This is a genomic window from Duganella sp. Dugasp78, from assembly GCF_059491455.1.
This window is the reverse complement of record NZ_CP168506.1, coordinates 5,730,405-5,754,812: the sequence shown is the minus strand read 5'-3', so window position 1 is coordinate 5,754,812 and position 24,408 is coordinate 5,730,405. Positions and strand designations below refer to the sequence as shown.

Annotated in this window: 13 protein-coding genes, 1 tRNA gene and 1 pseudogene; 8 read left to right on the top strand and 7 right to left on the bottom strand. The window is 64.9% G+C overall.

The window, feature by feature from the left end; translation table 11 throughout:
- Positions 1-56 precede the first annotated feature (56 nt).
- Complete coding sequence (locus ACEN9O_RS25455; protein WP_495618540.1) at positions 57-326, bottom strand: tyrosine-type recombinase/integrase; 270 nt, start codon at positions 324-326, stop codon at positions 57-59.
- Positions 327-474: 148 nt separating this feature from the next.
- On the opposite strand from ACEN9O_RS25455, the gene ACEN9O_RS25450 reads away from it, so the two are divergent.
- Positions 475-611: transfer RNA gene (locus ACEN9O_RS25450), tRNA-Val, on the top strand.
- Positions 612-913: 302 nt separating this feature from the next.
- Here the strand turns inward: ACEN9O_RS25450 and ACEN9O_RS25445 are convergent.
- Positions 914-1,282 (bottom strand): annotated as a pseudogene (locus tag ACEN9O_RS25445) (transposase); the annotation flags it as partial.
- A gap of 150 nt (positions 1,283-1,432) precedes the next feature.
- Here ACEN9O_RS25445 and ACEN9O_RS25440 point away from each other — a divergent pair.
- Entirely contained in the window at positions 1,433-3,037 is a 1,605-nt protein-coding gene (locus ACEN9O_RS25440; protein WP_495614582.1) for an ATP-binding response regulator, read from the top strand.
- A 5-nt stretch (positions 3,038-3,042) separates the two neighbouring features.
- On the opposite strand, the gene ACEN9O_RS25435 is transcribed toward ACEN9O_RS25440, so the two are convergent.
- The 3 genes from ACEN9O_RS25435 to ACEN9O_RS25425 all read right to left on the bottom strand — a co-directional run bounded on the left by ACEN9O_RS25435 (position 3,043) and on the right by ACEN9O_RS25425 (position 9,965).
- Positions 3,043-7,428, bottom strand: a complete 4,386-nt coding sequence (locus ACEN9O_RS25435) for a response regulator (RefSeq protein ID WP_495614581.1) — start codon at positions 7,426-7,428, stop codon at positions 3,043-3,045.
- Positions 7,429-7,438: 10 nt separating this feature from the next.
- Positions 7,439-8,596: a response regulator gene (locus ACEN9O_RS25430; RefSeq protein WP_495614580.1), complete on the bottom strand. Its 1,158-nt coding sequence runs from the start codon at positions 8,594-8,596 to the stop codon at positions 7,439-7,441.
- Positions 8,597-8,726: 130 nt separating this feature from the next.
- Complete coding sequence (locus ACEN9O_RS25425) at positions 8,727-9,965, bottom strand: glycoside hydrolase family 88 protein (protein ID WP_495614579.1); 1,239 nt, start codon at positions 9,963-9,965, stop codon at positions 8,727-8,729.
- A 152-nt stretch (positions 9,966-10,117) separates the two neighbouring features.
- Here ACEN9O_RS25425 and ACEN9O_RS25420 point away from each other — a divergent pair, with 152 nt between their 5' ends.
- The 4 genes from ACEN9O_RS25420 (at position 10,118) to ACEN9O_RS25405 (ending at position 17,530) form a co-directional block, all read left to right on the top strand.
- Positions 10,118-12,307: a glycoside hydrolase family 88 protein gene (locus ACEN9O_RS25420; RefSeq protein WP_495614578.1), complete on the top strand. Its 2,190-nt coding sequence runs from the start codon at positions 10,118-10,120 to the stop codon at positions 12,305-12,307.
- Positions 12,308-12,524: 217 nt separating this feature from the next.
- Positions 12,525-14,969, top strand: coding sequence for a TonB-dependent receptor (locus tag ACEN9O_RS25415; protein ID WP_495614577.1), 2,445 nt, complete (start codon positions 12,525-12,527; stop codon positions 14,967-14,969).
- A gap of 160 nt (positions 14,970-15,129) precedes the next feature.
- A complete protein-coding gene (locus ACEN9O_RS25410) occupies positions 15,130-16,188 on the top strand; it encodes a LacI family DNA-binding transcriptional regulator (protein WP_495614576.1) in 1,059 nt (352 codons plus the stop codon).
- A 10-nt stretch (positions 16,189-16,198) separates the two neighbouring features.
- The gene (locus tag ACEN9O_RS25405; RefSeq protein WP_495614575.1) at positions 16,199-17,530 is read left to right on the top strand and encodes an MFS transporter; all 1,332 of its coding nucleotides are present in this window, start codon (positions 16,199-16,201) and stop codon (positions 17,528-17,530) included.
- Here the strand turns inward: ACEN9O_RS25405 and ACEN9O_RS25400 are convergent.
- Positions 17,508-18,329: an NAD-dependent epimerase/dehydratase family protein gene (locus tag ACEN9O_RS25400; protein ID WP_495614574.1), complete on the bottom strand. Its 822-nt coding sequence runs from the start codon at positions 18,327-18,329 to the stop codon at positions 17,508-17,510. The two genes, ACEN9O_RS25405 and ACEN9O_RS25400, sit on opposite strands and share 23 nt — an antisense overlap.
- Positions 18,330-18,550: 221 nt before the next feature.
- Between ACEN9O_RS25400 and ACEN9O_RS25395 the strand changes: the two genes are divergently transcribed.
- Positions 18,551-20,104: a GH39 family glycosyl hydrolase gene (locus ACEN9O_RS25395; protein ID WP_495614573.1), complete on the top strand. Its 1,554-nt coding sequence runs from the start codon at positions 18,551-18,553 to the stop codon at positions 20,102-20,104.
- Between the two features lie 79 nt (positions 20,105-20,183).
- On the opposite strand, the gene ACEN9O_RS25390 is transcribed toward ACEN9O_RS25395, so the two are convergent.
- Positions 20,184-21,734: a sulfatase family protein gene (locus ACEN9O_RS25390; protein WP_495614572.1), complete on the bottom strand. Its 1,551-nt coding sequence runs from the start codon at positions 21,732-21,734 to the stop codon at positions 20,184-20,186.
- A gap of 106 nt (positions 21,735-21,840) precedes the next feature.
- On the opposite strand from ACEN9O_RS25390, the gene ACEN9O_RS25385 reads away from it, so the two are divergent.
- Positions 21,841-24,258, top strand: coding sequence for a polysaccharide lyase 8 family protein (locus ACEN9O_RS25385; RefSeq protein WP_495614571.1), 2,418 nt, complete (start codon positions 21,841-21,843; stop codon positions 24,256-24,258).
- The last annotated feature ends 150 nt before the right edge of the window (positions 24,259-24,408 follow it).

The window sequence follows — 24,408 nt, the reverse complement described above, 5'->3', positions numbered from 1 at the left end:
ACGACCTTGGCATCCCGTGGCGGAGGCGTTCATTGGGCACGAAGACGAGAAGGTCATCAAGCGATGTCGCCTCGCAAATGTCCGTAGTGCTTCTCGATCATGGCAACAGAAGTGCCACTGATTTGTGCGACCGTCAGCAGATCAAGGCCGCCGTGCACAAGATCGGTGATCACACTGTGGCGGATGGTGTAGGCGGTCGTCCGGTCTGGCAGGCTTGCCTTCCTGACGGCGTCTTTGACCGGTGTTTTCCAGGAATCCTTGTTCCAACGGGTGCCGTCCGGTCTGGAAAAAAGTGGCTCGTGTGGCCGCTTGGTGCCGATGGACACCAGCAAGACTGGTCGATTTCCGGCGGCAGCACAATTGTACGGCTGTGCCCGCCTTTAGCATTATTCGATATTTCGCCCAATCCAGCATATCAAACACTGCGCCATTGAATGTTCGGAGGCGGAGTACGGAGTTGGTACGGAGTATGGCGGGAGTTTCCGGGATTCGGTGGGAGTCATCAATCGGCAGCGTACCCTATGAAGGTTGTCTTCGGAAAGCTCCCAGAGTCTCGTCTGACAGCATTCACACTGCAGGGGTCGCAAGTTCGAAACTTGCACTTCCCACCAGAATTTATGAAAGAAATCAAGGGCTTGCGCCGATCTGGCGCAGGCTTTTTTTCTTTCGGGCTTCGAAAAAGGTAAGGAAAAAAATACGAGTCCCGAATATTTTGCTTGATTGTATTCTTCGGGAAATTGTGAGCAATGCAGTAGATTGTTCGGTCCTACTTCGAAGTGGCTATTGTTAACGCTTTTTGTTTCCGCGTAGCCGCCGGACTGCTGCAATACGTCTGGCAGACACCGTCTCCGCCAAATCAAGAAAAGGAGCCCTAGTGATGAACTGACCCCGAATAGTTGGACGGTTTAGTTTGCTAGGCAGCTAAGGGCTGAGTTCTGTATTGCACAGGACTCAGCCCTTTTAATTTGAGCTTGATGCGGTCGTGATTATAGTAGTGGATGTACTTTTTGATTCCCTTTTGTAGCTCGTCGACGCTGCTGAATTTGTTCAGATGGAAGAACTCCGATTTCAGCACGGCGAAGAAACTCTCCATCGCCGCGTTATCAAGGCAGTTCCCCTTGCGTGACATGCTTTGTTCCACGCCTTTTTGCCGCAACGCTCGCTGATATGCCGGCATGCGGTACTGCCAGCCCTGGTCCGAGTGCAGCAATGGCTTGTCATGAGCTTTCAGCTTGGCTAGTGCCTTCTTGAGCATCGCCCCCACCAGTTCAAACCCGGGGCGATTCAGTTTTAGGCTTCGCCCCTCTGAGCGACCGGTCAATGTGTATCCCCGCCCGCTTTTGTCGGCAAAAATATAGCGTTTTGGCAAAAATACCCGATAATGGGCACAGGCCATGGTCGATCCGTCGGCGGCCGACTGGGGAGGAGATGCATGGCGCAAGTACTGAAGGTGCTGGTGGTCGATGATGTCGAGACGATGCGCAAGGTGACGGCCGGCCAGCTCGTCGCGCTGGGCTGCGGATCGCCGGATGTGGCGGGCGATGGCGCCGAAGCTTGGCGGATGCTGGAACGGATCCGTTACGACCTGGTGATCTCTGACTGGAACATGCCGGCCATGACTGGCATCGCGCTCTTGCAGCTGATGCGGGCCAGCCCGCGCCACGCGCATACGCCGTTCATCATGATCACCGCCGAAGCGGAGCGCAGCCGCATCGAGTCGGCCATCGCCAGCGGCGTCAGCGACCTGCTGGTCAAGCCTTATACGGCGGGGCGCCTGGCCACCAGCATCAAGCGCGCGATGGCGCATCAGATTGCGCCGCCAGCGGCGGAGCCGGCGCCGGCAAAGGCGACAGACCACGTCGCCGCATCGGCAGTCGAGGTGGTGATCGAGCCGCAGGGCGCCGTTCACTTGCCGCCGACGGCGCCGCCGCCGCCCACCATGCTGTTGGTCGACGACACCGCCGACAACCTGCACGTGCTGGCCAATGTCTTCAAGGGCCAGTACCGCATCAAGGCCGCGCACAACGGCGAGAAGGCGTTGGCGCTGTGCTGCTCGGATACGCCGCCCGACCTGGTGCTGCTGGACGTGATGATGCCGGGCATGGACGGCTTCGAGGTGGCGCGCCGCATGCGCGAGCATCCGAGCGCCGAGAGCGTGCCGATCATCTTCGTCACCGCACTGACCGACGACAGTTCCCGACTGCAGGGCATGGAACTGGGCGCGGTCGATTTTGTCACCAAGCCGATCGATCCGGTGCAGCTCAAGCTGCGGGTCGATAACTTCATGCGCTATGTGGAGCTGCGCCGCCAGTTGCAGGCCGATTACGACAACATGCTAGCCATCGCCCGCCTGCGCGACGATGTGGAGGCGATGACGCGCCACGACCTGAAAGGGCCGCTGGCCGGCGCCATCGGCATCGTGCAGTCGCTGGCCGATGCCGGCGACCTGGATCGGCGCCAGGCCGAGCAGCTGCGGCTGGCCGAGCAGGCCATGCTGCAGGTGATCGACATGGTCAACCTGTCGACGGAACTGTACAAGATCGAGACCGGCAAGTACGTGCTGCACGCGGTACCGCTGGCCATCGGCGACATGCTGCGGCGGGTGGTGGAGACGGCACGCGCCTCTTATGCGGGCAAGCAGCTGGTGATCGCGGTCGATACCGATTTCGATGTCGGCACCGATCCGCCGACAGGGCTGGGCGACGCGATGCTGACTTATTCGCTGCTGAATAACCTGATCAAGAATGCCTGCGAGGCGTCGCCGGAGCGGGGGCGGGTCAGCGCCACGCTGTTTGCGGGCGCGCCGCTGCGGATCGAGATCGTCAACAAGGGGGGGATACCGGAGCAGATCCGGCCGCGCTTCTTCGACAAGTTTGTCACAGACGGCAAGGCCGGGGGCACCGGCCTGGGAACGTATTCGGCCCGGCTGCTGGCGCGGGCGCAGCATGGTGAGGTGGCGTTCGCGGTCGATGACGACGCGCATACCACCACCCTGATTGTCACCTTGCCGGCCGGGCCGGCGCCCGCGCCGCCATAACCGGATTACGCAGGCGGCGTGCCGAGGGCGTCCAACGCCAGCAGCGCCGCGTCGAAGTCAAACCGTTCCACTTCCTGGCTGGCGTGGCGCAGTTGGCGCGCCAGCGGCTGGCCTTGCACCAGGTCTGCCAGTTCACCCAGCACGTCGAGGGCGGCGGTGTCGCTGTCGGCCAGCAGGGTGCGTAACTGGGACAGCAGGGCGGCGGCCTTGGGCGATAGCGGCGCGTCGGACGGATTGGCCGTATTGACAGTATTGACCGAAGCGCCGGCCGCGTCGAGCGCTGTCAGTCCCGCCAGCACTGGCGTCAGTTCCTGCACCACTTCAGCGAGCCGCAGTGCGATTTCGTCCGCGCCGGCGCCGGCCTTGCAGGCCAGTTCCAGCGCCGCCGCTGCGGCTGCTGTCGCCTTGGCGCCGATATTTCCTGCCGTGCCGCGCAGCGTGTGCGCGACCCGTGCCGGCGCATCCGCATCGGCGCCGCCAAGCGCTGCGTCGAATTCGGCGCGGAACCGGGCCTGGCCTTCGCGGAAGCGGCCCAGCAGGCGCCGGTACAGATCGGGGCGTCCCATGCTGGTGGCCAGGCCGGCGGCGGTGTCGATGCCGGGCAAGCCGGGTATCGCCGCCTCTGCCGGGCTAGCTGCACCCCGGTCGCCTTCGCCGGCGCCAGGCAGCCTGTTGATCGCCTGCGCCGGCCGTATCCACTTGGCCATGGTGGCAAACATGGTGGTCACGTTCAGCGGTTTGGAGATGTGGTCATTCATGCCGGCCACCAGCGCCTGTTCGCGGTCGCCGGCCATTGCATTGGCCGTCATCGCGATAATTGGCAGCTGGGCAAAACGCGGCTGCTCGCGCAGCTTCCGGGTGGCGGTGTAGCCATCCATGACCGGCATCTGGCAGTCCATCAGCACGCCATCGAATTCCACACCGGTGGCCAGCAGGTCCAGCGCCTGCTTTCCGTCATTGACGATGGTCAGCACGATGCCGGCGCTTTCCAGCAGTTCGCGCGCCAGTTCCTGGTTCAAATCGTTGTCCTCGGCCAGCAGGATGCGCGCGCCCGTCAGGCTGGCCTGGTCGGCGGCGCTGCGGTCGTGACGCTCGGCCTGCCGGGTCTCGGTCACCACGCCTTTGCCCAGCGCCTCGCCGATCGCCTCCAGTAGCGTCGACGGCGTGACCGGCTTGGTCAGCAGCGCCGGCAGCACTACCTGCTGGCAAGCGGCCGCTTCATGGGCCTCGTCGCGGCCGAAGGCGGTTACCATGATCACCGATGGCACATGGGTGACGGCGCCGTTCTGCATGCGGCGCAGGGTTTCCACCCCGTCCATCACCGGCATACGCCAGTCCAGCAGTACCAGGTCATAGGGCAGGGCGCGGTGCTCGGCGTCCACCATGGCACGCAGCGCGCTGTGGCCGTTGTCGGCCACGTCCACCTCCAACCCGAAGCTGCGTGCCATGGTCGACAGGATGTCGCGCGCGCTGGCATTGTCGTCCACCACCAGCACCCGCAGGCCGAGCAGCTCGTCGGCGTGGAACATGCGGCGCGGCGCGACATCGGCCTGGCGCCCGAACCAGGCGTGGAAGTGGAAGGTCGAGCCCTGGCCGGCGGTGCTTTCGACCCAGATTCGGCCTTGCATCAGCTCCACTAGCCTTTTCGAAATGGCCAGCCCCAGCCCGGTGCCGCCGTATTTTCGGGTGATCGAGCTGTCGGCCTGGCTGAACGACTGGAACAGGCCAGCGCACTGTTCCGGCGTCATGCCGATACCGCTGTCCTTGACCCAGAAATGCAGTTCGACCTGGCCGTCCACCTCGCTAACCATCTCGGCGCCGACCACGATCTCCCCCTGGTGGGTGAACTTGGCGGCGTTGTTGCCCAAGTTGATCAGGATCTGGCCCAGGCGCAGCGGGTCGCCTAGGAGCGCGGTCGGCAGATTGGACGGCGCTGCGAACAGCAGTTCCAGTCCCTTGTCCTCGGCCTTAAGGCCTATCATGCTGGCGAAGTTCTCCAGCACGTCCTCGAGACGGAACGGCACCTGCTCGATGCTCATTTTGCCGGCTTCGATCTTGGAGAAATCCAGGATATCGTTGATGATGCCCAGCAGGTTTTCGGCAGAGCGGTGCACCTTCTCGATGTAATTGCGCTGCTTCTTGTCCAGCTCCGTCTTCAATGCCAGGTGGCTCATGCCGATGATGGCGTTCATCGGGGTGCGGATTTCGTGGCTCATGTTGGCCAGGAAGTCGCTCTTGGCGCGGGTCGCGTCCTCGGCGATCTCCTTGGCGCGCAGCACCTCGGCCTCGGCCAGCTTGCGTTCGCTGATATTGAAGTACCACTCGATGCGCAGCGGCCGCTCGCCCTGCGCCAGGCTGATCGACGACAGCAGTAAGGTCAGGCGGCCCCCATCGGCGCGCCGGAACTCGGCTTCGTAATTGAGCACATTGCCCTCGGCGACGGCCTGGCGGAAGCGCTGCCGCGCATCCTGGTCGCACCAGTAGTTGGCGTCGCCGCTGAATTCTTCCTTGCTGGCGCCGAACAGCGTTTCCAGCTGGTGATTGGCGTACACCAGCTCCCCATGTGCGTCCTCGATCACCATCGCCACCGGGCTGCTATCGAGTACGCTGCGCAGCTGGGCTTCGCTGGCCTCGACCGCGGCCTGCATCGCACGCCGCTCGGTGATGTCGCGCACCGAGGCGCAGACACACACGCCGCGGCCCTCGATGGCCGGCAGGCGCGACAGGCCGATCTCGACCGAGAATTCGCTGCCATCCTTGCGCAGGCCGTGTAGGTCGGCATCGGCGCTGCCCATCTGGCGCGCGCTGCCGTGGGCGATGAAGCCGTCGCGCTCGCCGACATGGCGGCCGCGCAGGGCCTGCGGCACCAGTGTCTCGATCGGCTTGCCGGCCAGCTCGCCGGCCGCGTAGCCGAACAACTTGTCCAACTGCGGATTGGTCAGCAGGATATGGCCGTTGGCGTCAACCACCAACATGCCGTCCGGCGCCGCTTCAATAATGCCGCGGTACCAGGCCTCGGTAGCCTTCAGCGCCACCTGTTGCTGCGCCAGTTCGGCCGATTGCTGTTCGGTGCGTTCGAGCAGGGTGCGCACGGCCTGGTCGCGGATCTTGATCTCCATCGTCATCGCCAGCTTGGGTAGCAACTCGTCCAGCAGGGCGCTCTCGACGCTGGCCGGCGGATCGAAGCTGGCCAGCTCCAGCACGCCCATCAGGCGCTCGCCGTGCAGCAGCGGCAGCACCAGCAGGTGGCGCGCATGGGCCTGGCCTAGCTGCGACTGGATGGTCGCATATTGTTCCGGCAGTTCGGCCAGACGGCGCGGCTGACGGTCCTGCGCGCATTGCCCCAGCAGGCCGCTGCCCAGTGGCAGCAGCGTGGCCGGTGGACGCCCGGCGTCGGTCGCGTAGCTTCCGCTCAGACGCAACTGGCGGCCCGACGCGTCCAGCGTGTACAGCACGCCGCGGCCGATGTTCAGCAGCGGCGCCACCAGCGTCAGGAATTGCTGCGCCAGTTGGTCTAGTGTGCCGGCCTGCTGCAGCTCGGCCTGGATCGCCGCTTCCTGCGACTTGATCCAGCGTTGCTCTTCCAGTTGCCGCGCCTCGATCTGCAGCAGGGCGATGGCGCGCGCCAGATCGCCGGTCTCATTGTTGTAGTCGGTATGCGGGATGACGGTGTCGAGCTGGCCGCTGGCCAGGCTGTCGACGGCCTGACGCAGCCGGTCGACTGGGCGCCGTATCGACATGCTGATGCCGCCGGCGCACAGCAACGCCAGGGTCAGGCCGCCGAGCAGCAGCCCGTAGGTCAGCAGGTTGCTGCTGTCGGCATATTGGCGGATGTTGTAGACAGTGCTGCGGACATTGGCATCCTTGACGGCGGCGATCTCGGCCAGCAACTGGTCGGCGCCGCGTACCGATTGCTGGAAGCGCTCGCTGTCGAGGATAGCCTGGGCCGCGCCGGGGTGTTTTTGCCGCACCAGATCGAGCGCCTCGTCGGCGGTGCGTTCGGTGCGCGTGAGCAAATTATCGAAGTTGGCCATGCGCTGCTGGTTTTCGACCCGCAGCAAGGTGTTGCGGGCCTCGTCGGCCGCGAAGTGCAGGTGCTCGCGGGCGTCTTCCAGGTGCTGCATGGCCTCGTCTTCGGCGACCGGGTCGGGCGCGTTGGCGATCTTGTACAGCGCCAGCTCGAAATGGTTCAGCTGGATGCGCGCTTCCTTGACCTGCACTATGCCGATCATGCCTTCGGCGAGCAGGCGCTGCATGTCGCGGCTCAGCTTGTCCTGGGCCAGCAGACTCTGCAGTCCCAGCGCCAGCGCCAGCAGCAGCACCACGCAAAAGCCGGCGACCAGTTTCTGGCGCAGGCGCAGTCGTTCAAGATATGGAAGCGGCGATCTCATTTGAATCGGTTCACGCGGCCGGCGCGGTGTGGGCAGCGGCCGCCGCTTTTCTGGCCATGTCCTGGTCGCTGTCGGCAAAGCGCGCGGCGATCTGCTGGAACACCGGCAGGCAGGCCTGGAAGGCGTCGCAGATGTCCGGATCGAAATGCGCGCCGCGACCGTCGAGGATGATTTGCACCGCCTGCGCATGCGGCATGCCTTCCTTGTAGACGCGGCGGCTGATCAGCGCATCGTACACGTCGGCCACCGCCATCAGCCGCGCCGAGATCGGGATGGCGTCGCCGGCCAGGCCTTCAGGATAGCCGCTGCCATCCCATTTTTCCTGATGGCTGTAGGCGATCTCCTTGGCCAGCCGCAGGAAGTCGACGTCGGTGCCCAGTTGCTGCTCGGCGTGGGCGATCGCGTCGCGTCCCAGCGTGGTGTGGGTTTTCATGATCTCGAACTCCTCCGGTGTAAAGCGGCCCGGCTTGAGCAGGATGCTGTCCGGGATGCCGATCTTGCCGATGTCGTGCAGCGGCGCCGACTTGAACAGCAGCTTGATGGTGTCGTCGTCGAGGAATTGGCGGAAGCGCGGATGCCCGCGCAGGTGCTCGGCCAGCACACGCACGTAGTGCTGGGTGCGGCGGATGTGGTTGCCCGTTTCGTTGTCGCGCGTCTCGGCCAGTGAGGCCATGGCGTGGATGGTGACGTCCTGGATCGCGCTCAGCTCGCGCATGCGACGCTGCACTTCCTGCTCCAGGTAGTCGTTCTTGTCGCGCAAGAAGTCGGCCGCGTCCTTGACCTTGAGCTGGGTGCGTACCCGGGCCAGCACCACGGGCGGGCTGATCGGCTTGGTGATGTAGTCGGCCGCACCCATTTCCAGGCCGCGCGACTCGTCCTCGCTGGAGGCCATCGCGGTCAGGAAGATGATGGGGATGGCGCGCGTGCGCGGCTCGGCTTGTAGCGCCTGGGCCACCTCGTGGCCGTTCATGCCGGGCATCATGATGTCGAGCAGGATCAGGTCCGGGGGCGGGTTGTCGTTGGCGATCTTCAGCGCCTTCTCGCCGTTGTTGGCGGCCTTGATGGTGTAGCTGTCCTTGAGCAAGTTGGCCATCAGCAGCAGGTTGTCGGGGGTGTCATCGACTACCAGGATGACCGGTTTGACAGGGTGATCGCTTGTGAGTGGCATGCTAATAGCTCCGGTAAGTGACGGGCTGCTGCTTTTCAGACTATATCTGTCAGTTGCGCAAGTGTAAATACCAGGTGCTGGTAGCGTGGTCCAAGCCAATATGCGAGGCGGCGGGCGGCCCCGATCCGGCTTACTGCGCGGCAGATGGAAACTGGTGGGCGGCGGCGCCCGCCGGCGGCGACAGTGCCGGGCGCGCAACGTCCCAGCGCGGATAGCGGTCAAAGCTGGTCCAGCCGGCGTGCTGGCGCGCCAGCGCCTCTAGATAGTAGTAGTCGCCCCATAGGGTGCATTCGTCCACGCCGAGGTTGGCCAGGCGGTGATAGGTGCCGTGGCGCAGCAGGCCGCCTGCCTCCGGATATTCGCCAGCGCAGCGCTGCACCAGCGCGTGCAACAGACGTTCGGCGGCCGCCGCGTAGTGGTGCCGACGCGGGCCGTCCGGCAGTTGCCGGGCCAGGTCGAACAAGCCGCAGGCGGCGATTGCGCAAGCCGAGCTGTCGCGCGGTTCGTCGCTGTCGTGCGGCAGCGCCAGGTCCCAGTGGGCGATCTGGTCGGGTGGCAGGTGGGCTAGAAAGTAGTCGGCCACGTTGCAGGCTTGCTCCAGCAGTCCCATGTCCGGCAGGTGCCAGTGATTTAGGGCCAGGCCGTATAGCGCCCAGGCTTGGCCGCGTGCCCAGCATGACTCGTCGGCCAGGCCTTGGTGGGTGGCGGCGCGCAGTGGCGCGCCGTTGTCGGCGTCGAAATAGAAGGTGTGGCAGGTGGAGCCGTCGACGCGCAGCAGCTGCGGATTGCTGCGCTCCAGGTGGCTGCGCGCCACCTCGGTGTAGCGCGGATCGCCGGTGATGGCGCTGGCCCAGTGCAGAAGCGGCAGGTTCATCATGCAGTCGACGATCACGCGGCCGCGCTGCTCGGGGTCGTCCAGCGTGCCCCAGGCCTGGATCACGCCGGCGCCGGGCAGGTAGCGGCTTAGCAGCAGGTCGGCGGCGGTCAGTGCGGTGCCGCGCGCGCCCGGCAGGCTGGCGATGCGGTCGGCCGCCACGTTGCTGAGCAAGTAGAGGAAGCCAAGGTCGTGGTGTTCCAGCTCGACGTGCGCGGCGAGGCGGGCGCCGAAGTCCCGGGCCTGCGCGCTGGCCGCTTCCCGGTAGCGGCCCTTGCCGGTTAGCTCATAGCCGAGCCATAGCATGCCGGTCCAGAAACCGCTGGTCCAACCAACGTTCGCGCCCGGCGCGTGCGCGCCATGCCGGCGCAGCCGATAGTGCTGGCCGGCGCTGGCGTCGTCTGGAAAACGGTTGCGGAATTCGACCAGCATCCGGTCCAGCTGGCCCAGGGCGCAGCGCAGCGCAGGGCGGTAGCGGTGAGAAGGTGCGTTCATTAGATAACGTTACCACAAATTCGCAACAAAAGTAAATGGAATAGCCTGGAACAGGCGAAAGCACTTCACATCGTGGAATATCGTGTGGTATCGTTATCTCATTGCCGGGCCTGCCTGGTACTTTGCCAACTTCAAAAAAGGATGGATAGCCTATGTCCGCTCGTAAATTTCCCCCGTATCCGCTGGCCGGCCTGTGCGCCAGCCTGATCCTGCTGGCGCCGGCCAGCATGCTATCGGCGCCGGCCGTCGCGTCCGAAGCCGCGCCGGCCTCGGCCCCGGCGCAGGCACCGAGGGCCGTGCTGGCCCTGATGGAGCGAGTGGCGGATTGGCAGCTGGCGCACCCGTCCAGCTATCCGCCGGACGACTGGACCGAGGGTGTCGGCGACACCGGCTTCATGGCGTTGACCGGTATTTCCGGCAGCGACAAATACCGGGCCGCGATGCGCGCGATGGGCGAGCGCAACGGTTGGCGCGCCGGTCCGAGTGTCTTCCATGCCGACGACTATGTGGTCGGCCAGACCTATGTCGAGCTCTATCTGCAGCTGCGCGACCCGAAGATGATCGCGCCGCTGCGCGCCCAGTTCGACGACATGCTGGCCCATCCTCGCCCCGGTTCGCTGAACTGGAAGACGCCGGGCGTGCAGCAGCGCTGGGCCTGGTGCGATTCATTGTTCATGGGGCCGCCTACCTGGGCGCGCATGACGGCAGCCACCGGCGACCAGCGCTACCTGGACTTCGCCATCAGGAACTGGTGGCTGACCTCGGACTACCTGTACGATAAGGAGGAGCACCTGTACTACCGCGACAGCCGCTTCTTCGAGCAGCGCGAAGCCAATGGCAAGAAGGTGTTCTGGGGACGCGGCAACGGCTGGGTGCTGGGTGGCCTGGCGCGCATGCTGCAGTACATTCCGGAGCATCACCCGGAACGTGCCCGCTTCGTGCAGCAGTTCCGCGAGATGTCGGAAAAGGTGCTGAGCCTGCAGCAGGACGATGGCCTGTGGCGTTCCAGCCTGCTCGATCCGGTCACCTATCCCAACCGCGAAAGCAGCGGCACCGCGCTGTACACCTATGCGCTGGCCTGGGGCGTCAACCAGGGCATCCTGCCACGCGCCAGGTTCGCGCCGGCGGTGCGGCGCGCATGGCAGGCGCTGGCCGGCCACGTTCAGGCTGATGGCAAGCTGATCCACGTACAGCCGATCGGCGAGGATCCCCGCAAGTTCGACCCGGAATCGACCGATGTGTTCGCGGTGGGCGGCTTCCTGCTGGCCGGCGGCGAACTGTATCGCATGGCGCTGCTGGAGCAGGGCGCGCCGCGCGTGGTCACGGTCAGCAACGACAGCCAGCTGTACCGCCCGGAGCAGTCGGTGGAGGTGCCGGCGGCAGGGGGCGACACGGTCGTGATGGATGCCTTGACCTCGCGCCTGCTGCCGGCGCAGCCGCTGGACCGGGGGCTGCTGTTCCAGTCCGACCTGATGCCGGGCGAGGCGCGCCGATTCCTGCTGCTGCCGCGTGCCCGGGTGCCTGCCGTGCCGCCGATGGTGCCGCGCGCGCATGCGCGCTTCGTGCCCGAGCGCATGGACGATTTCGCGTGGGAGAACGACCGAGTGGCGCATCGCGTCTACGGTCCGGCAATCATGACCGATCCGCGCGAGATGCTGGTGTCGAGCGGGGTCGACCTGTGGTCCAAGCGTTCGCACACGCTGGTGCAGGACGCCTGGTACCGCGCTGGCGACTATCACCTCGACAAGGGCGAGGGCATGGACTTTTACCACGTGGGCCAGACCCGCGGTTGCGGCGGCCTCGGCATCTTCGACGGCAAGGTATTGCACAACTCGCGCAACTACGCCAGCTGGAAAGTTTTGGCTGATGGCCCGCTGCGCGCTGTGTTCGAGCTGCGCTACGACGCCTGGGACGCGGGCGGGCGCCAGGTGGCCGAGACGCGCCGCATCAGCCTGGACGCGGGCAGCAACTTCAGCCGCGTGGAGAGCACCTTCAGCAGCCCGGTCGCTGGACCATTGACAGTGGGCGTCGGCATCGTGCAGCGGGAAGGGTGGGGGCATTATGTGCAAGGCGCCGACTACATGAGCTACTGGGAGCCGCAGATGGGCGACAACGGCAGCAATGCCTGCGCGGTGATCGTGCCGGGTGCCACCGGTTTCGCCGTCAACAATGGGCATTACCTGGCGTTGGGCGCGGCCTTGCCCGAGCAGACCTTCACGTACTACCTGGGCGGGGCTTGGAGCAAGGGCGGCAACTTCGCCGATGCGAAGGCCTGGGAAGCTTATGTCGCGGACACCGCCGCGCGCCAAGCGCGGCCGGTCAAGGTCAGCGTGTCGCAGTAAGCATGCCGGAAAGTACAGCGTTGTGGTTTTTTGAGCAGCAGAAATAATTTATCTTGAGCTACGATAAAAACGCTGGTATCGTTAACATAAATGCGCGGTGGAAGGTTGCCGCGTTTTTCAGAACTGATTGTGATAACGTTCACATTCGTGTTGTGAACAATAGAGACGCAGCTAAATGCGCCGGGCAGTGATAGATTTCCAACAAGGAGGAGCAGCAGTGAATACCTACAACAAACAACATCCGGCAGCCGGCATCGTCATTCGCCCAGTTGTGGTCGCCGTGGCGATTGCCCTGGCCAGCATGGCCCAAGCCCAGGAGGCTGCGCAGCCGCAGCCAGAGGCCGCCAAGGACACCGGCAAGCTGGAAACCGTGGTGGTGACTGCCAACAAGCGCGCCCAGAACCTGCAGGACGTGCCGCAGTCGATCACGGTGCTGAACGATGCCGTCATCCAGCGTAACAACTTGCGCAACATGGACGACCTGCCCAACCTGTCGCCGGCGCTGACCGTGTCCTACAGCACCCAGCCAGGCAACTACAGCCTGAACCTGCGCGGCATCGGCACCTTCTCGCTGGGCATTGGCGTGGAATCGGACGTGGCAGTGGTCATCGACGACGTGCCGTTCGCAATGCAGGCCAACGCCTTCAAGGACCTGGCCGATGTCAACCGCATCGAGATCCTGAAGGGCCCGCAAAGCACGCTGCTCGGCAAAAGCGCGATCGCCGGCGCGATGAACATCACCACCAAGCCGATCGACGGCATCTGGAAAGGCAAGGCCAGCAGCTACCTGACCAGCGACGGCGAATGGCGCGTGAACGGCTCGGTGGCCGGGCCGCTGAGCGACACCGTGCGCATGCGCGTGGCGGCCAGCAAGTCGTCGTTCGACGGCGTCGTCAAGAACTTGGCCGACGGCAGCCACCTGAACGGCGACCAGAGCGAAAGCATCCTCGGCAAGCTGGAATGGGCGCCGAATGACAACTGGACCGTGTCGGTCTCGCCGCACGCCAGCAAGGGCACCAAGAATTGCTGCGTGATGCCGCTGAATTCGATGTCGGCCGGCGGCACCACCGGCGGCCTGTACCAGAACACCGCGCAGCTGCCGTTCTCCACCGTGATGAAGGGCGTCAACCCGGGTCCAGGCAATGTTAGCGTACGCAACGATTACCCGGCCGGCGGCACCTACAAGGACATGGGCGTCAGCGCCAAGGTCAGCTACGCCTTTGGCCCCGGCAGCGCGCTGGACGGCTACACGCTGAGTTCGATCTCGTCGGTGTCGCACTACGAGATGCGCGACTACCAGGACGGCGACGGCACCGACGCCGACATCTTGGCTTACTACCCGCTGGTGGGCGGCAAGCCGACCGGCTTCCATGGCGGCCAGTACCAGTATGGCCTGTTCGAGGTCAACTCGCGCACCGAGGAGCTGCGTCTGGTGTCGCCGGATAAGGGCCCGCTGCGCTGGCTGGCCGGCCTCTGGTATGGCGACAACCAACTGGGCCGCGAACTGACCCGCGCTCCGGCGCCGACCACCTACACCACCGACTACGGCGCTTCCGCCTACAACACCAGCTACGCGGTGTTCGGCCAGGGCAGCTACGACCTGACGCCGCAGACCGCCGTGGTGGCCGGCCTGCGCTTCAACAAGGAAGACACCGGCTACACCTTCAGCCGCTACACGCCGCCACCGGCCGGCCGCTCGCTGACCGAGCACTACCAAGGCGACGACAGCGAGAACAAGGTCACCGGCAAGCTCGGCCTGCAGCACCACATCGATGCCGCCACCATGGGTTACCTGACCTATTCGACCGGCCACAAGGGCAAGGCCTACGACCTCACCAGCGGCTTCAGCGCGACCAGCGCCAAGTTCCAGCCGGTGCCGGGCGAAGATGCGAAGAGCATCGAAGCGGGCGCCAAGCTGACCTTGCTCGACAACCGCATGTCGCTCGATCTGGCCGTGTTCCGCACCCGCTTCACGGGCTTCCAGCAATCGGCCGGGGTGTTCGACGCCGACGGCGTGTACCGCACCACCTTGCACAGCATTGGCGGCCTGCAGACCAGCGGACTGGAGGCGGATCTGAGCTGGCGCGTGAACCGCCAGTTGACGCTGAACGGCGGCTTCGCCTACACCAGGGCCATCATCACGCAATTCGAGAACGGTCCGTGCTACTCGGTGCTGAACGCGGCGGGCTCCGCTACCACGCCGGGCGCCGGCTGCGTCGTCGCCAATCCCAAGTTCAACAACACCAACACCGCCGACCTGTCCGGCAAGACGCTGCCGAACGCGCCCAAGGTCAAGTTCAACCTGGGCGGCCAGTACGACCTGCCCATGGCGGGCACGTACGACGCCTTCTTCACTGGCGCCTACCGCTGGCAAAGCGCGACCCAGTTCAGTCTGAACCAGGATCCGATGACCATCCAGGGTGGCTACGGCATCCTGAACCTGGGCGCCGGACTGAAGGACAAGCAGAACAAACTGAAGGTGACCTTCATGGTCAACAACCTGCTCAACAAGTCCTACGCGTGGGGTCTATCGAACAGCCCGGTGGGGGCCCTGTGGAGTTCGAAGGCGCCCAATCCGGTGCTGCCGGTCAGCTACACCACCTGGATGCCGGCCCGCGACTATCAGCGCTCCTTCGCGCTGCGCGTGGACTACGCGTTCTGATGTAACGATTGTATCTCCGGTGGGCCTGGCCCCGCCTTCGCGCACAGGGTGTTACCGCCTTGTGCGCTTTTTTGCATTGCCGGGTAGCGTTAACAGCATCGATGCCGGTACAATGGCCCGGAACAGCCGCACAGGCTGGACTACGTTTAAGGGAAGGCCGATGAAGAAAAAAGCCACGGTGACGTTGGTGGAGGTGGCCCAGCGCGCGGGCGTTTCGGTGATGACGGCATCGCGCGCCTTGAGCGGCGAGGGCTACGCGTCCGACGAGACCCGCGCCAAGGTGCAGGCAGCGGCACACGAGCTGGGTTATGCGCCCAACGCGCTGGCGCGCATGATGAAGGGCGGTAAAACCAACGTCATCGGTGTGGTGGTCAACGACTTGTCGTCGGTGGTGGTGAACAGCTTCGTCACGGCCGTCAGCGAGGAAGTGCGCAAGTACGACATGGATTTGTTCATCTACAACTCGCTGGGCGACCTGGGGGATGGCAAGGGCAAGCGTGTCAGCCAGATGCTGCACGGCCTGTGGGACGGCCTGCTGTACGTGCTGCCGCGCATGAGCGACGACTACCTGCGCACGCTGGAAAAGAGCACCAGCCCCATCGTCCTGATCAACTACTGCCGCCACGAGACCACCTTGCCGGTGGTGCGCGGCGACAACGTCAACGGCGCGCTCGACGCGGTCTCCCACCTGATCGAGCTGGGCCACCGCCGCATCGCCTTCGTGCGCGGCACTGCCTACACCGGCCAGAGCGAGGAGCGCGAGCGCGGCTATCGCACGGCGCTGGCGCAGGCCGGTATTCCCGTGGACGAGGAACTGGTGCGGCAGGGCGATTTCAATGAACCTTCCGGTCTGGCCGCCGGCCGCGCGCTGCTGGCGCTGGCCGATCCGCCCACCGCGATCTTCGCCGCCAATGACAGCATGGCGCTGGGGTGCATCGGCGCGCTGCGCGAAAAGGACATCAAGATTCCGCAAGCGATGTCGGTAATCGGCTTCGACGATACGCCGCTGGCGTCGGTCATGCAGCCGGGGTTGACCACCTTGCGCCATCCGATGGCGGCCATGGCGCAGGCTGCGGTGCAGGAGCTGATCCGGCGCATCCAGGGCCAGCCGGGCCGGCGCCAGCGCATCGAGTTCCCCAGCGAGTTTGTGATCCGCGGCTCGACCGGGCCGTGCGCGACAGCGGTGCCGGCGCGCCGCCGCAGCCGCAAGCAAGCCTGACCAAGGGAACGTGGCCGGGCGGCACACTCCAACCACCGTGGCGGCAGCGGGTCTGCTGGCGCTGCTGCCCTTGTTTGTCTACCTGTTGCTCGGCGACCTGGCCTGGTCGCTGAAGGAGCGCGCGGTGCAGGAGCTGGTCAAGGTCCAGCTGCGCGAGTTCAGCCAGAATCCGGTACTGCTCAATACCTTGTTCGGCGCGGTGCCGGCCGTGCTGGCCCTGCTGTTCGCGCCGGCCGTTGGCGCCTGGAGCGACCGCATCCGCACCCGGCTTGGACGCCGCATTCCCTTTCTGCTCGTGGGCGCGCCGCTATTGTCGGCCAGCCTGGTGGGGCTGGCCTATAGCGAACCGCTGGGCGAGCTGCTGGTGTCGCTGGGCGTGTATCCGCCGGCCATGCGGCGCGAGGCAGTGGTCGCCTGTATGGCGCTGTTCTGGTCCTTGTTCGAGCTGTTCACCATCCTGGGCAACGCCTTGTTCGTGGCGCTGATCGCCGACACCGTGCCGCGCCCCTTGCTGGGTCGCTTCTTCGGCCTGTTCCGCATCGTCAGCCTGGCGGTGGGGGCGGGCTTCTTCTATTTCGTGTTCGGCAACGACCTGCCGGCGGTGGCGCGGCCGGTGATGCTGGCCATCGCGGCGATCCATCTGGCCGGCTTTCTGTTGCTGTGCGCGCGCGTGCGCGAACCCGCCTATCCGGCACCGGCAGCGGCAGCGCCGCGCGGCCTGCACCGGCTGCGTGCGCCGGGCGAGCAGGCGCCGTGGTTCTACGTGCTGCTGTTTGCCGCGCTGGGGATTTCGGCGATCTGTCTGCTGCCGGTGAATATCAACGGTTACAACGCGATGAGCCAGTTCGGCGCCGACCGCAGCAGCTTCGGCCAGGCCATCGCCGCCACCTATTGCATTTCCGTTCTGCTGGCCTTGCCGCTGGGCTGGCTGTCGGACCGTGTCCATCCGCTGCGCATCGCGCTGGTGGTGATGACGCTGTATGCGCTGTCGATGCTGGGCGCCTGGTTCCTGGTGGTGGAGCGGATGTCGTTCCTGGTGTGGCTGGTGGTGCACGGTGTGCTGGCCGGGGCCTTCTTGAGCGGCACCGCCGCGCTGCTGCCACGGCTGCTGCCGCAGCAGCGCTTCTCGGAGCTGGCCGCGTTCTCGACCTCGGTGACGGCTTTGCTGACCATGCTGTTCACACCGATGGTCGGCGTGGTGCTGGAATGGAGCGGTAACGATTTCCGGCTGATATTCCTGGCCGCCGGCATGGTGGCGCTGGTGGGCAGCGGGCTGTGGTACGCCGTGTTGCGGGCGCACCTGCGCCGCCGCGAGGAACTCAGTACATCGGACCGCGTGTGACGAATGGGCCGCCAATGTAGCGGGCTGGCAGGTCGTCGGTTGCGGGGCGCTCGCCGGTGTCGGGGAACAGATGGGCGAACTGGCGCGAGTTGTCGCGCGGGCGGAAGCCCAGGTGGCGCGCCTTGCTGTTGTCCCACCACAGCGCGTCGTTGTCGGACGAGCCGAATACGATGGTGTGGCCGACGCGCGGCGTCACCAGCGAGCAGCGCAGCAGCTCAACGAAGTCGTCGTGCGACAGCCAGGTCGACATGATGCGGCGCGTGGTCGGCTCCGGCAGCACCGAGCCGATGCGGATGCACACGGTCTCGATGCCGAAGCGGTCGAAGTAGTAGCGGCTCAGCGACTCGCCGAAGCACTTGCTGACGCCGTAGTAGCCGTCCGGACGCGGCGGCATGTCGGCGTCGATCACGCCGGTGTTCTCGTAGAAGCCCACCGCGTGGTTGGAGCTGGCGAAGATGACGCGCTTGACGCCGGCCTTGTGCACCGCTTCGTACAGGTGCACCAGCCCAAGGATGTTGGCCTGCACGATGGGCTCGAAACGGTCCTCCACCGAGATGCCGCCGAAGTGCAGCACCGCGTCCACGCCCTCCATCATAGCCAGCACCGCATCGCGGTCGGCCAGGTCGCAGCGGGCGATTTCTTCGCCGGGCCGGGCCTCGCCCAGGCCGTGGCGGTCGCTCAGGCGCACCACATCCGCCCATGGTTTGACTCTTTCGCGCAACAGTTGGCCCAGGCCGCCGGCGGCGCCGGTCAGCAGCAGGCGACGGAAAGGTTTGCGGGTGTCGTGGTTCTGGCTCATTAGGAAGTCTCCCGGTGTCATTAAGAATGTGTGAACGTTATCACGAGGCGGTGTATTAAACAAGTTTGTACTGTGTTGCGCCAGGGCGCTTTCCGGCTATTGCGCTGGGAAATAGGATGGGGTATCGTTAACACAAGGCATATAAAAGCTCCAGACAGCGTGCGACTGCAGTCCGTCAAGTTGCTGGTGACGGCGTAGCGGAAATCATGAAAGGAGAGTCCATGAAGATCAGGCGGTTTCTACTGGGGTCTGCAGGCCTGCTGGCGGCCTGCTTCTGTTTGTCGGCGGCGGCGCAGACGCGCAGCATCACGATCGACGCAGCCCGGGCCGATCAAGCTGTGGACCGTTTCTTCGACCTGGCGGTGGGCTCGGATTATCCGGGCACCCTGATGCGGGAAGACAGCCTGGCGCAGTTGAAAACGGTGGTTGATGAGCTAGGCTTTCGCTATGTGCGTTTCCACGGAATCTTCCACGACGCATTGGGGACCGTGCGCATCGAGCACGGCCAGACGGTCTACGACTGGAGCAAGATCGACCAGCTGTATGACGCGCTGCTCGCGCGCCACATCAAGCCCTTCGTTGAATTGAGCTTCACGCCGAAAGTAATGGCAACATCGAATCACCAGGTCTTCTACTGGAAAGCCAACTCGTCGCATCCGGAGATGGCGGCGTGGACAGCGCTGGTGAAGGAATTTATCCGGCACATCGAAGATCGCTACGGTAAGGAGGAGGTACAGACCTGGCCGTTTGAAGTATGGAACGAGCCGAATCATCCCGCGTTCTGGGAAAACGGCGACCAGCAAGCCTATTTCGACCTGTTCGTGCAGACCTCGAACACCATCAAGCAGATCGACCCGGCGTTGCGCGTCGGTGGTCCGTCCACGGCCGGTGCGCGCTGGGTGCCGGAGTTTCTGGCGCACGTGGCGCACAGCGGCGCGGCGCTGGATTTCGTTACCACGCACACCTATGGCGTGAGCGGTGGCTTCCTCGATGAGGACGGCAAGGCCGACCTGAAGCTGATTGAGTCCTCCGCTGCCATTGTCGGAGATGTGCGCAAGGTACGCGGGCAGATCAAGGCGTCCAGGTTCCCCGCCTTGCCGTTGTACTTCACGGAATGGAGCAGCAGCTATTCGTCGCGCGACCCGGTGCACGACTCGTACGTCAGCGCCTCCTACATCCTCGACAAGCTGAAAGGCTCGCAGGGATGGGCGCAAGCGATGAGCTACTGGACCTTTAGCGATTTGTTCGAGGAGGCGGGGCCGCCGCCCACGCCGTTCCATGGCGGCTTCGGATTGCTGAATCGCGAAGGCATCCGCAAGCCAGCGTATTTTGCCTACAAATATCTGCATGCGCTGCGCGGTAACGCTATTCCGGTGCCGGATGATCAAGTGCTGGCAGCGGCTGACAAGGATGGCGTCAGGGCGCTGGTGTGGAACTTTTCGCAGCCGGCGCAGGCGACCAGCAACCGTCCCTTCTACAGCCGTATCGTGCCGGCCGGGCCGGCCGCGCCGGTGACGCTGGTGCTGCGCAACCTGCGTCCGGGTCCGCATGCGTTGAAGGTGTACCGGACCGGTTTCAACGCCAACGATGCCTACACCGCTTACATCGGGATGGGCGCGCCGAAAGCGTTGACGGCGGCGCAGCTGGAACAGCTTCAGCGCACCACCCGCGACCTGCCCGAAGTTTCCCGCCAGATCGAGGTCGGCGACGACGGCGCCTGGACGATACCGTTGTCGATGCGTACCAACGATATCGTGCTGGTGACGCTGGAGTAGCGGCGTCGCGCAGGCGACGCCGCTACTCCAGCGGCCGCTCAGCTGTTACGGCGGCTCGTCATGAGTGCTCTTGGGTTTGTTAGTGGCTGACGCTGCCCTTGGCAGTATGAAACGCCTGCTGTGCGCTCGATGCACTGCTGTCGAACGGCGCCGGACGCCATGGGTCGCCGGTGCGTTCCAGCCACGGTGTCAGTTCTTTCTTGACCAGGTCATCGACCAGTGCCATGTTATCGGCGGCGATGTTTTGCATCTGCAGAGGATCGCGCAGATTATCATACAGCTGGTAGCCCAGCGTCTTTTGCTTATCGCGCCGGTTCAGCACCAATGTGTATTGGGCCGTGCGCACGCCGCGCAGGCCGAACGCCTGCTGGCCGTAGGGGATACGCATGTACAGCTGGGAGCTGGGCGTGTCGCCCTTGCCGGTCTTGACGCGCGCGGACAGGTCGCTGCCTTCTACCGTGTTGGGGATGGCCTGCTTGTGGCCAAGCAGCGACAGCATGGTGGGATACAGGTCCGGCAGCGACATCAACGCGTCGTCCATGTGCGGGGCGATGATGCCGGGCAGGCGCAGCATCATCGGAATGCGCATCGATTCCTCGAACGGATTGTTCTTGGTCGGCTCGCCATGGGCGCCCAGGTTGCAGCCGTGGTCGGAGAAGAACACCACCAGCGTGTTGTCGCGCATCCCCGCCTCGTCCAGCGCCGCCAGGATGCGGCCGAATTGTTCGTCCACGCCGCTGACGCTGGCGAAGTAGGATTTGGAGTTCTTCGGGCCTTTGTCGTCCTCGTAGTGCTTGTCCCAGTCGATATTGGCCTGCGGCGTGAGCTCGCGTGAGGTGTGTCCTTTGTACAGGTCGAGGTAGCGCTGCGGTACCTGGTCGTAGGGCGAGTGGGGCGGGTTCATCGAAACCACCAGCGCGAACGGCTTGGCGGCGTCGCGGAATTTTCCGCCTTCGTTCTTCAGGTAGCGGATCGCCAGGTCGGCTTCGTGTTCCGGCCCCCATTGATCGACATGGATGGGGGTGTCGCGGGTGCTGGCGTTGGTCCAGTACATCGGCGTCAGGTGCCGGTCGAAGGTGCCGTAGGAGTACCAGAAATCGAAGCCGTGGCGGCGCTCTGGCGGGCACCATTCATTCCACTTGCTGCCAAGCGGCGGATTGTTATAGCTGGCGACGTAGGGGGCATGCGGCGCGTCGAGATGCCATTTTCCGATGTAGCCGGTGGCATAGCCCTGCGCCTTGAGCACGTCCGACCAGCACACCGCGGTGCGCGCCAGGTCGACGCCGACCAGGGCGGAGTAGTCGAGGCAGTTGCCGACCATGCGGTTGCTGATCGGGTATTGCCCGGTCATGAACATCGCGCGCGAGGGCGTGCACAGCGGGTAGTTGGCGACGGCCTGACGCATCACGCAGGATTGGCTGGCAAAGCGGTCGATGTTTGGTGTCAGTACCGGATCCATGCCCATGAACTGCTGCGCTTGGGCGCGCATCTCGTCGGGGAAGACCACCACCAGGTTTAGCGGGCGCTGGGCGGCGCCGGCATCGCGCGCGCCGGCGGCACCGGACGCCAGCATCGGCAGCGTGCTGCCGACGGCGGCCTGTTTCAGGAAACTGCGGCGTGACTGGCTCATTGTCTCTCTTTCGTGTCGGGTTCAGGATGGGAAGCTCGGCAAATTTTCGCCACATCGGATTTTGAGTTAACGTTATCATGTTAAGATTCCTTTTTCAAGTGAGGTCATGATGCGATACCCAATCCTTGTTTCCGCGTTGTTGCTGGCGTCCGTGATTGCCCTGCCGGCACGGGCGGACGGCTTCGACGACATGCGGGCGGCGTGGTCGGCGCGCCAGACCGGTGTAGGTGCCGTGCCGCTGGATGGCGCCATGGTCGAGGTGCTGACGGCCCAGTGTGGGCAAGTGACGAAGTGGCTGGCACAAATGGATCTGCAGCCCGAGGCGAAAGCTCTGTGGGCCGACTTGGCCGACTGGAATAATCCATGGTCCTATGCGGCCTCGGGCATGGTGACCAGCAACTACGAGCGGCTTGCGGACATGGCGCGCCTGTGGGGCACGCCCGGCTGCGTCCTGCACCGCGACCCGAGGCTGCTGGCGGCGCTATTGCACGGCCTGGACTGGATGGAGACCCACCACTATCACGCCGGCCTGGTCTTTTATGGCAATTGGTGGCACTGGCAAATCGGCAGCCCGGTGCACCTGCTGAACACCCTGGCCTTGCTGGGCGACGCGGTGCCGCCGCCACTGCTGGCGCGGCAATTGGAGGCAGTGCGCTTCATGGTGCCGGACCCGCGCCGGCGCCGGCGTCCCGATGGCAGCTTCGAGACCGCGCTCGAAACCGGCGCCAACCTGCTGGACAAGATCCAGGCCCACGTGCTGCTTGGCATGCTCGGTAAGTCCGAGGCCACGGTGACCTCGGCCCGCGACGCGCTGGCGCCGGTGCTGCGCTATGTGACAAGCGGCGATGGCTTCTATGTCGACGGCTCCTTCATCCAGCACGGCGTCGTGCCCTATGCGGGCAACTACGGAGCGGTGGCGCTGGAAAACATGGCGCGCCTGATCGCATTGTTGGGCGCCGGTCCGTGGCCGATCCGGGATCCGAACCTGGCCAATGTCTATGCCTGGGCGCTGGATTCCTTCATCCCGTTGGTCGTGGATGGTGCCATGGTGCATACGGTGCGCGGCCGCAAGGTGTCGCAGCAGGGGCATACCGATCATGGCGTCGGGCGCGGCATCGCCGCCACGCTGGCCGAACTGGCGCAAACCGCGCCGCCAGCCACGGCCGTGCAACTGCGCGCCACCGTCAAAGGCTGGATGGCGCGCGACCGCAGCTTCGGTGCCGATTACCTGCAGGGAGCGGGCAAGCCGTCGCTGTACGCGATGCGGCTGCTGCGCGAGATCGCGGCCGATCCTCAGGTGCCGGCCGCGCCCGAGCCGCTGGGCGTGCGACTGTTTCCTTCGATGGACCGCGCCATATTCCGGGGGCCGGGCTTCGGTGTGGCGTTCAGCCTGTTCTCGCCGCGCATCTCTGCATTCTCGTATGGGAACCGGGAGAACGCGCGTGGATGGTGGACAGGCGCCGGCATGCTCAGTTTGTACGACGCCGACCAGACTCAGTTTGGCGGCAACTTCTGGCCTACGGTGGATTGGCAGCGTTTGCCCGGCACCACCACCGACCACAGCGCCGGCGGCACGCCGGTCGAGTGGCACGCCTACCTGAACAGCGCTGGCTGGGCCGGCGGCACCACGCTGGCAGGGCGCAATGGCGTGCTGGGCATGGACTTCAGCACGGCGGAGTTGACGGGCAGCGACTTGCGCGGCCATAAGGCCTGGTTCCTGTTCGGCGACAAGGTGCTGGCGCTGGGTTCAGGCATCCACGCCAGCCGGGAGTCCGAAACCATCGTCGAGAACCGCAAGCTGGGGGGCGGGAAGGGGCAGGTGTTGCTGATCGACGGCCGCGAGGTCGGTGCTTCGGATTCGCCGGTGCGGCTGGAAGGGCCGGCATGGGCCCATCTGGGCGGCAATGCGCCGGCTGCGGCAATTGGCTACTGCTTCCCGCAGCGGCAGACGCTGGTGGCCTTGCGCGAGCAGCGTAGCGGCCGCTGGTCGGATATCCATGCCACGCAGAGCCAGGCGCTGGTGAGCGAACGCTACCTGAGCCTGGCGCTGCAGCATGGAGTGTCCACCGGCGCGGAAGGCGCGTCCTACAGTTACTTGCTGCTGCCAGGCGCCAGCGTGGCGGACACGGCAGCCTATTGCAGCCAGCGCGCCCTGCGGATCGAAGACAACGCGGCGGGCGTGGCGGCGGCCAGCGACGATTCGCAGGGCTTGTATGCCGCGGTGTTTTGGCGTGGCGGGGAAAGCGCCCTCCGGCATGGCACACCATGGCTGGCGAGCGCCCAGCCGGCCGTCGTCGCCATGCAGGAGCAGGGCGGCGCATTGTCGCTCGCTGTGGCAGACCCGACCCAGCAGGCTGGCCAGCTGATCCTGGAATTGCAGCGCCCGGTCGCCTCCGTCGTGTCGCACGACGCCGGCATCGAGGTGGTGCAACTGGCGCCCACCTTGCGCCTGCGAATCGCGACCGCCGAAGCCCATGGCCGGACCTTCTTGGCCCGGTTCCTCCTGCCGCAGGACAGACCGTAGGCGGCTCCGAAATTGGTCGCCGAAGTATCGATAGCGCAACGGAAGCCACCCCTTGCTTGTGCCGGTCTGTTTGTTCGTGATAACGTTAGCATAGTCAATTTGAGAAAGACCTGAGCCGGGCGTACGCGGTAAGTCAATATCAAAGACCTG

Coding starts and splice junctions, on each gene's coding strand:
- ACEN9O_RS25440 (WP_495614582.1), top strand. CDS start 1,433: ATGGCGCAAGTACTGAAGGTGCTGGTGGTCGATGATGTCGAGACGATG.
- ACEN9O_RS25435 (WP_495614581.1), bottom strand. CDS start 7,428: ATGAGATCGCCGCTTCCATATCTTGAACGACTGCGCCTGCGCCAGAAA.
- ACEN9O_RS25430 (WP_495614580.1), bottom strand. CDS start 8,596: ATGCCACTCACAAGCGATCACCCTGTCAAACCGGTCATCCTGGTAGTC.
- ACEN9O_RS25425 (WP_495614579.1), bottom strand. CDS start 9,965: ATGAACGCACCTTCTCACCGCTACCGCCCTGCGCTGCGCTGCGCCCTG.
- ACEN9O_RS25420 (WP_495614578.1), top strand. CDS start 10,118: ATGTCCGCTCGTAAATTTCCCCCGTATCCGCTGGCCGGCCTGTGCGCC.
- ACEN9O_RS25410 (WP_495614576.1), top strand. CDS start 15,130: ATGAAGAAAAAAGCCACGGTGACGTTGGTGGAGGTGGCCCAGCGCGCG.
- ACEN9O_RS25400 (WP_495614574.1), bottom strand. CDS start 18,329: ATGAGCCAGAACCACGACACCCGCAAACCTTTCCGTCGCCTGCTGCTG.
- ACEN9O_RS25395 (WP_495614573.1), top strand. CDS start 18,551: ATGAAGATCAGGCGGTTTCTACTGGGGTCTGCAGGCCTGCTGGCGGCC.
- ACEN9O_RS25390 (WP_495614572.1), bottom strand. CDS start 21,734: ATGAGCCAGTCACGCCGCAGTTTCCTGAAACAGGCCGCCGTCGGCAGC.
- ACEN9O_RS25385 (WP_495614571.1), top strand. CDS start 21,841: ATGATGCGATACCCAATCCTTGTTTCCGCGTTGTTGCTGGCGTCCGTG.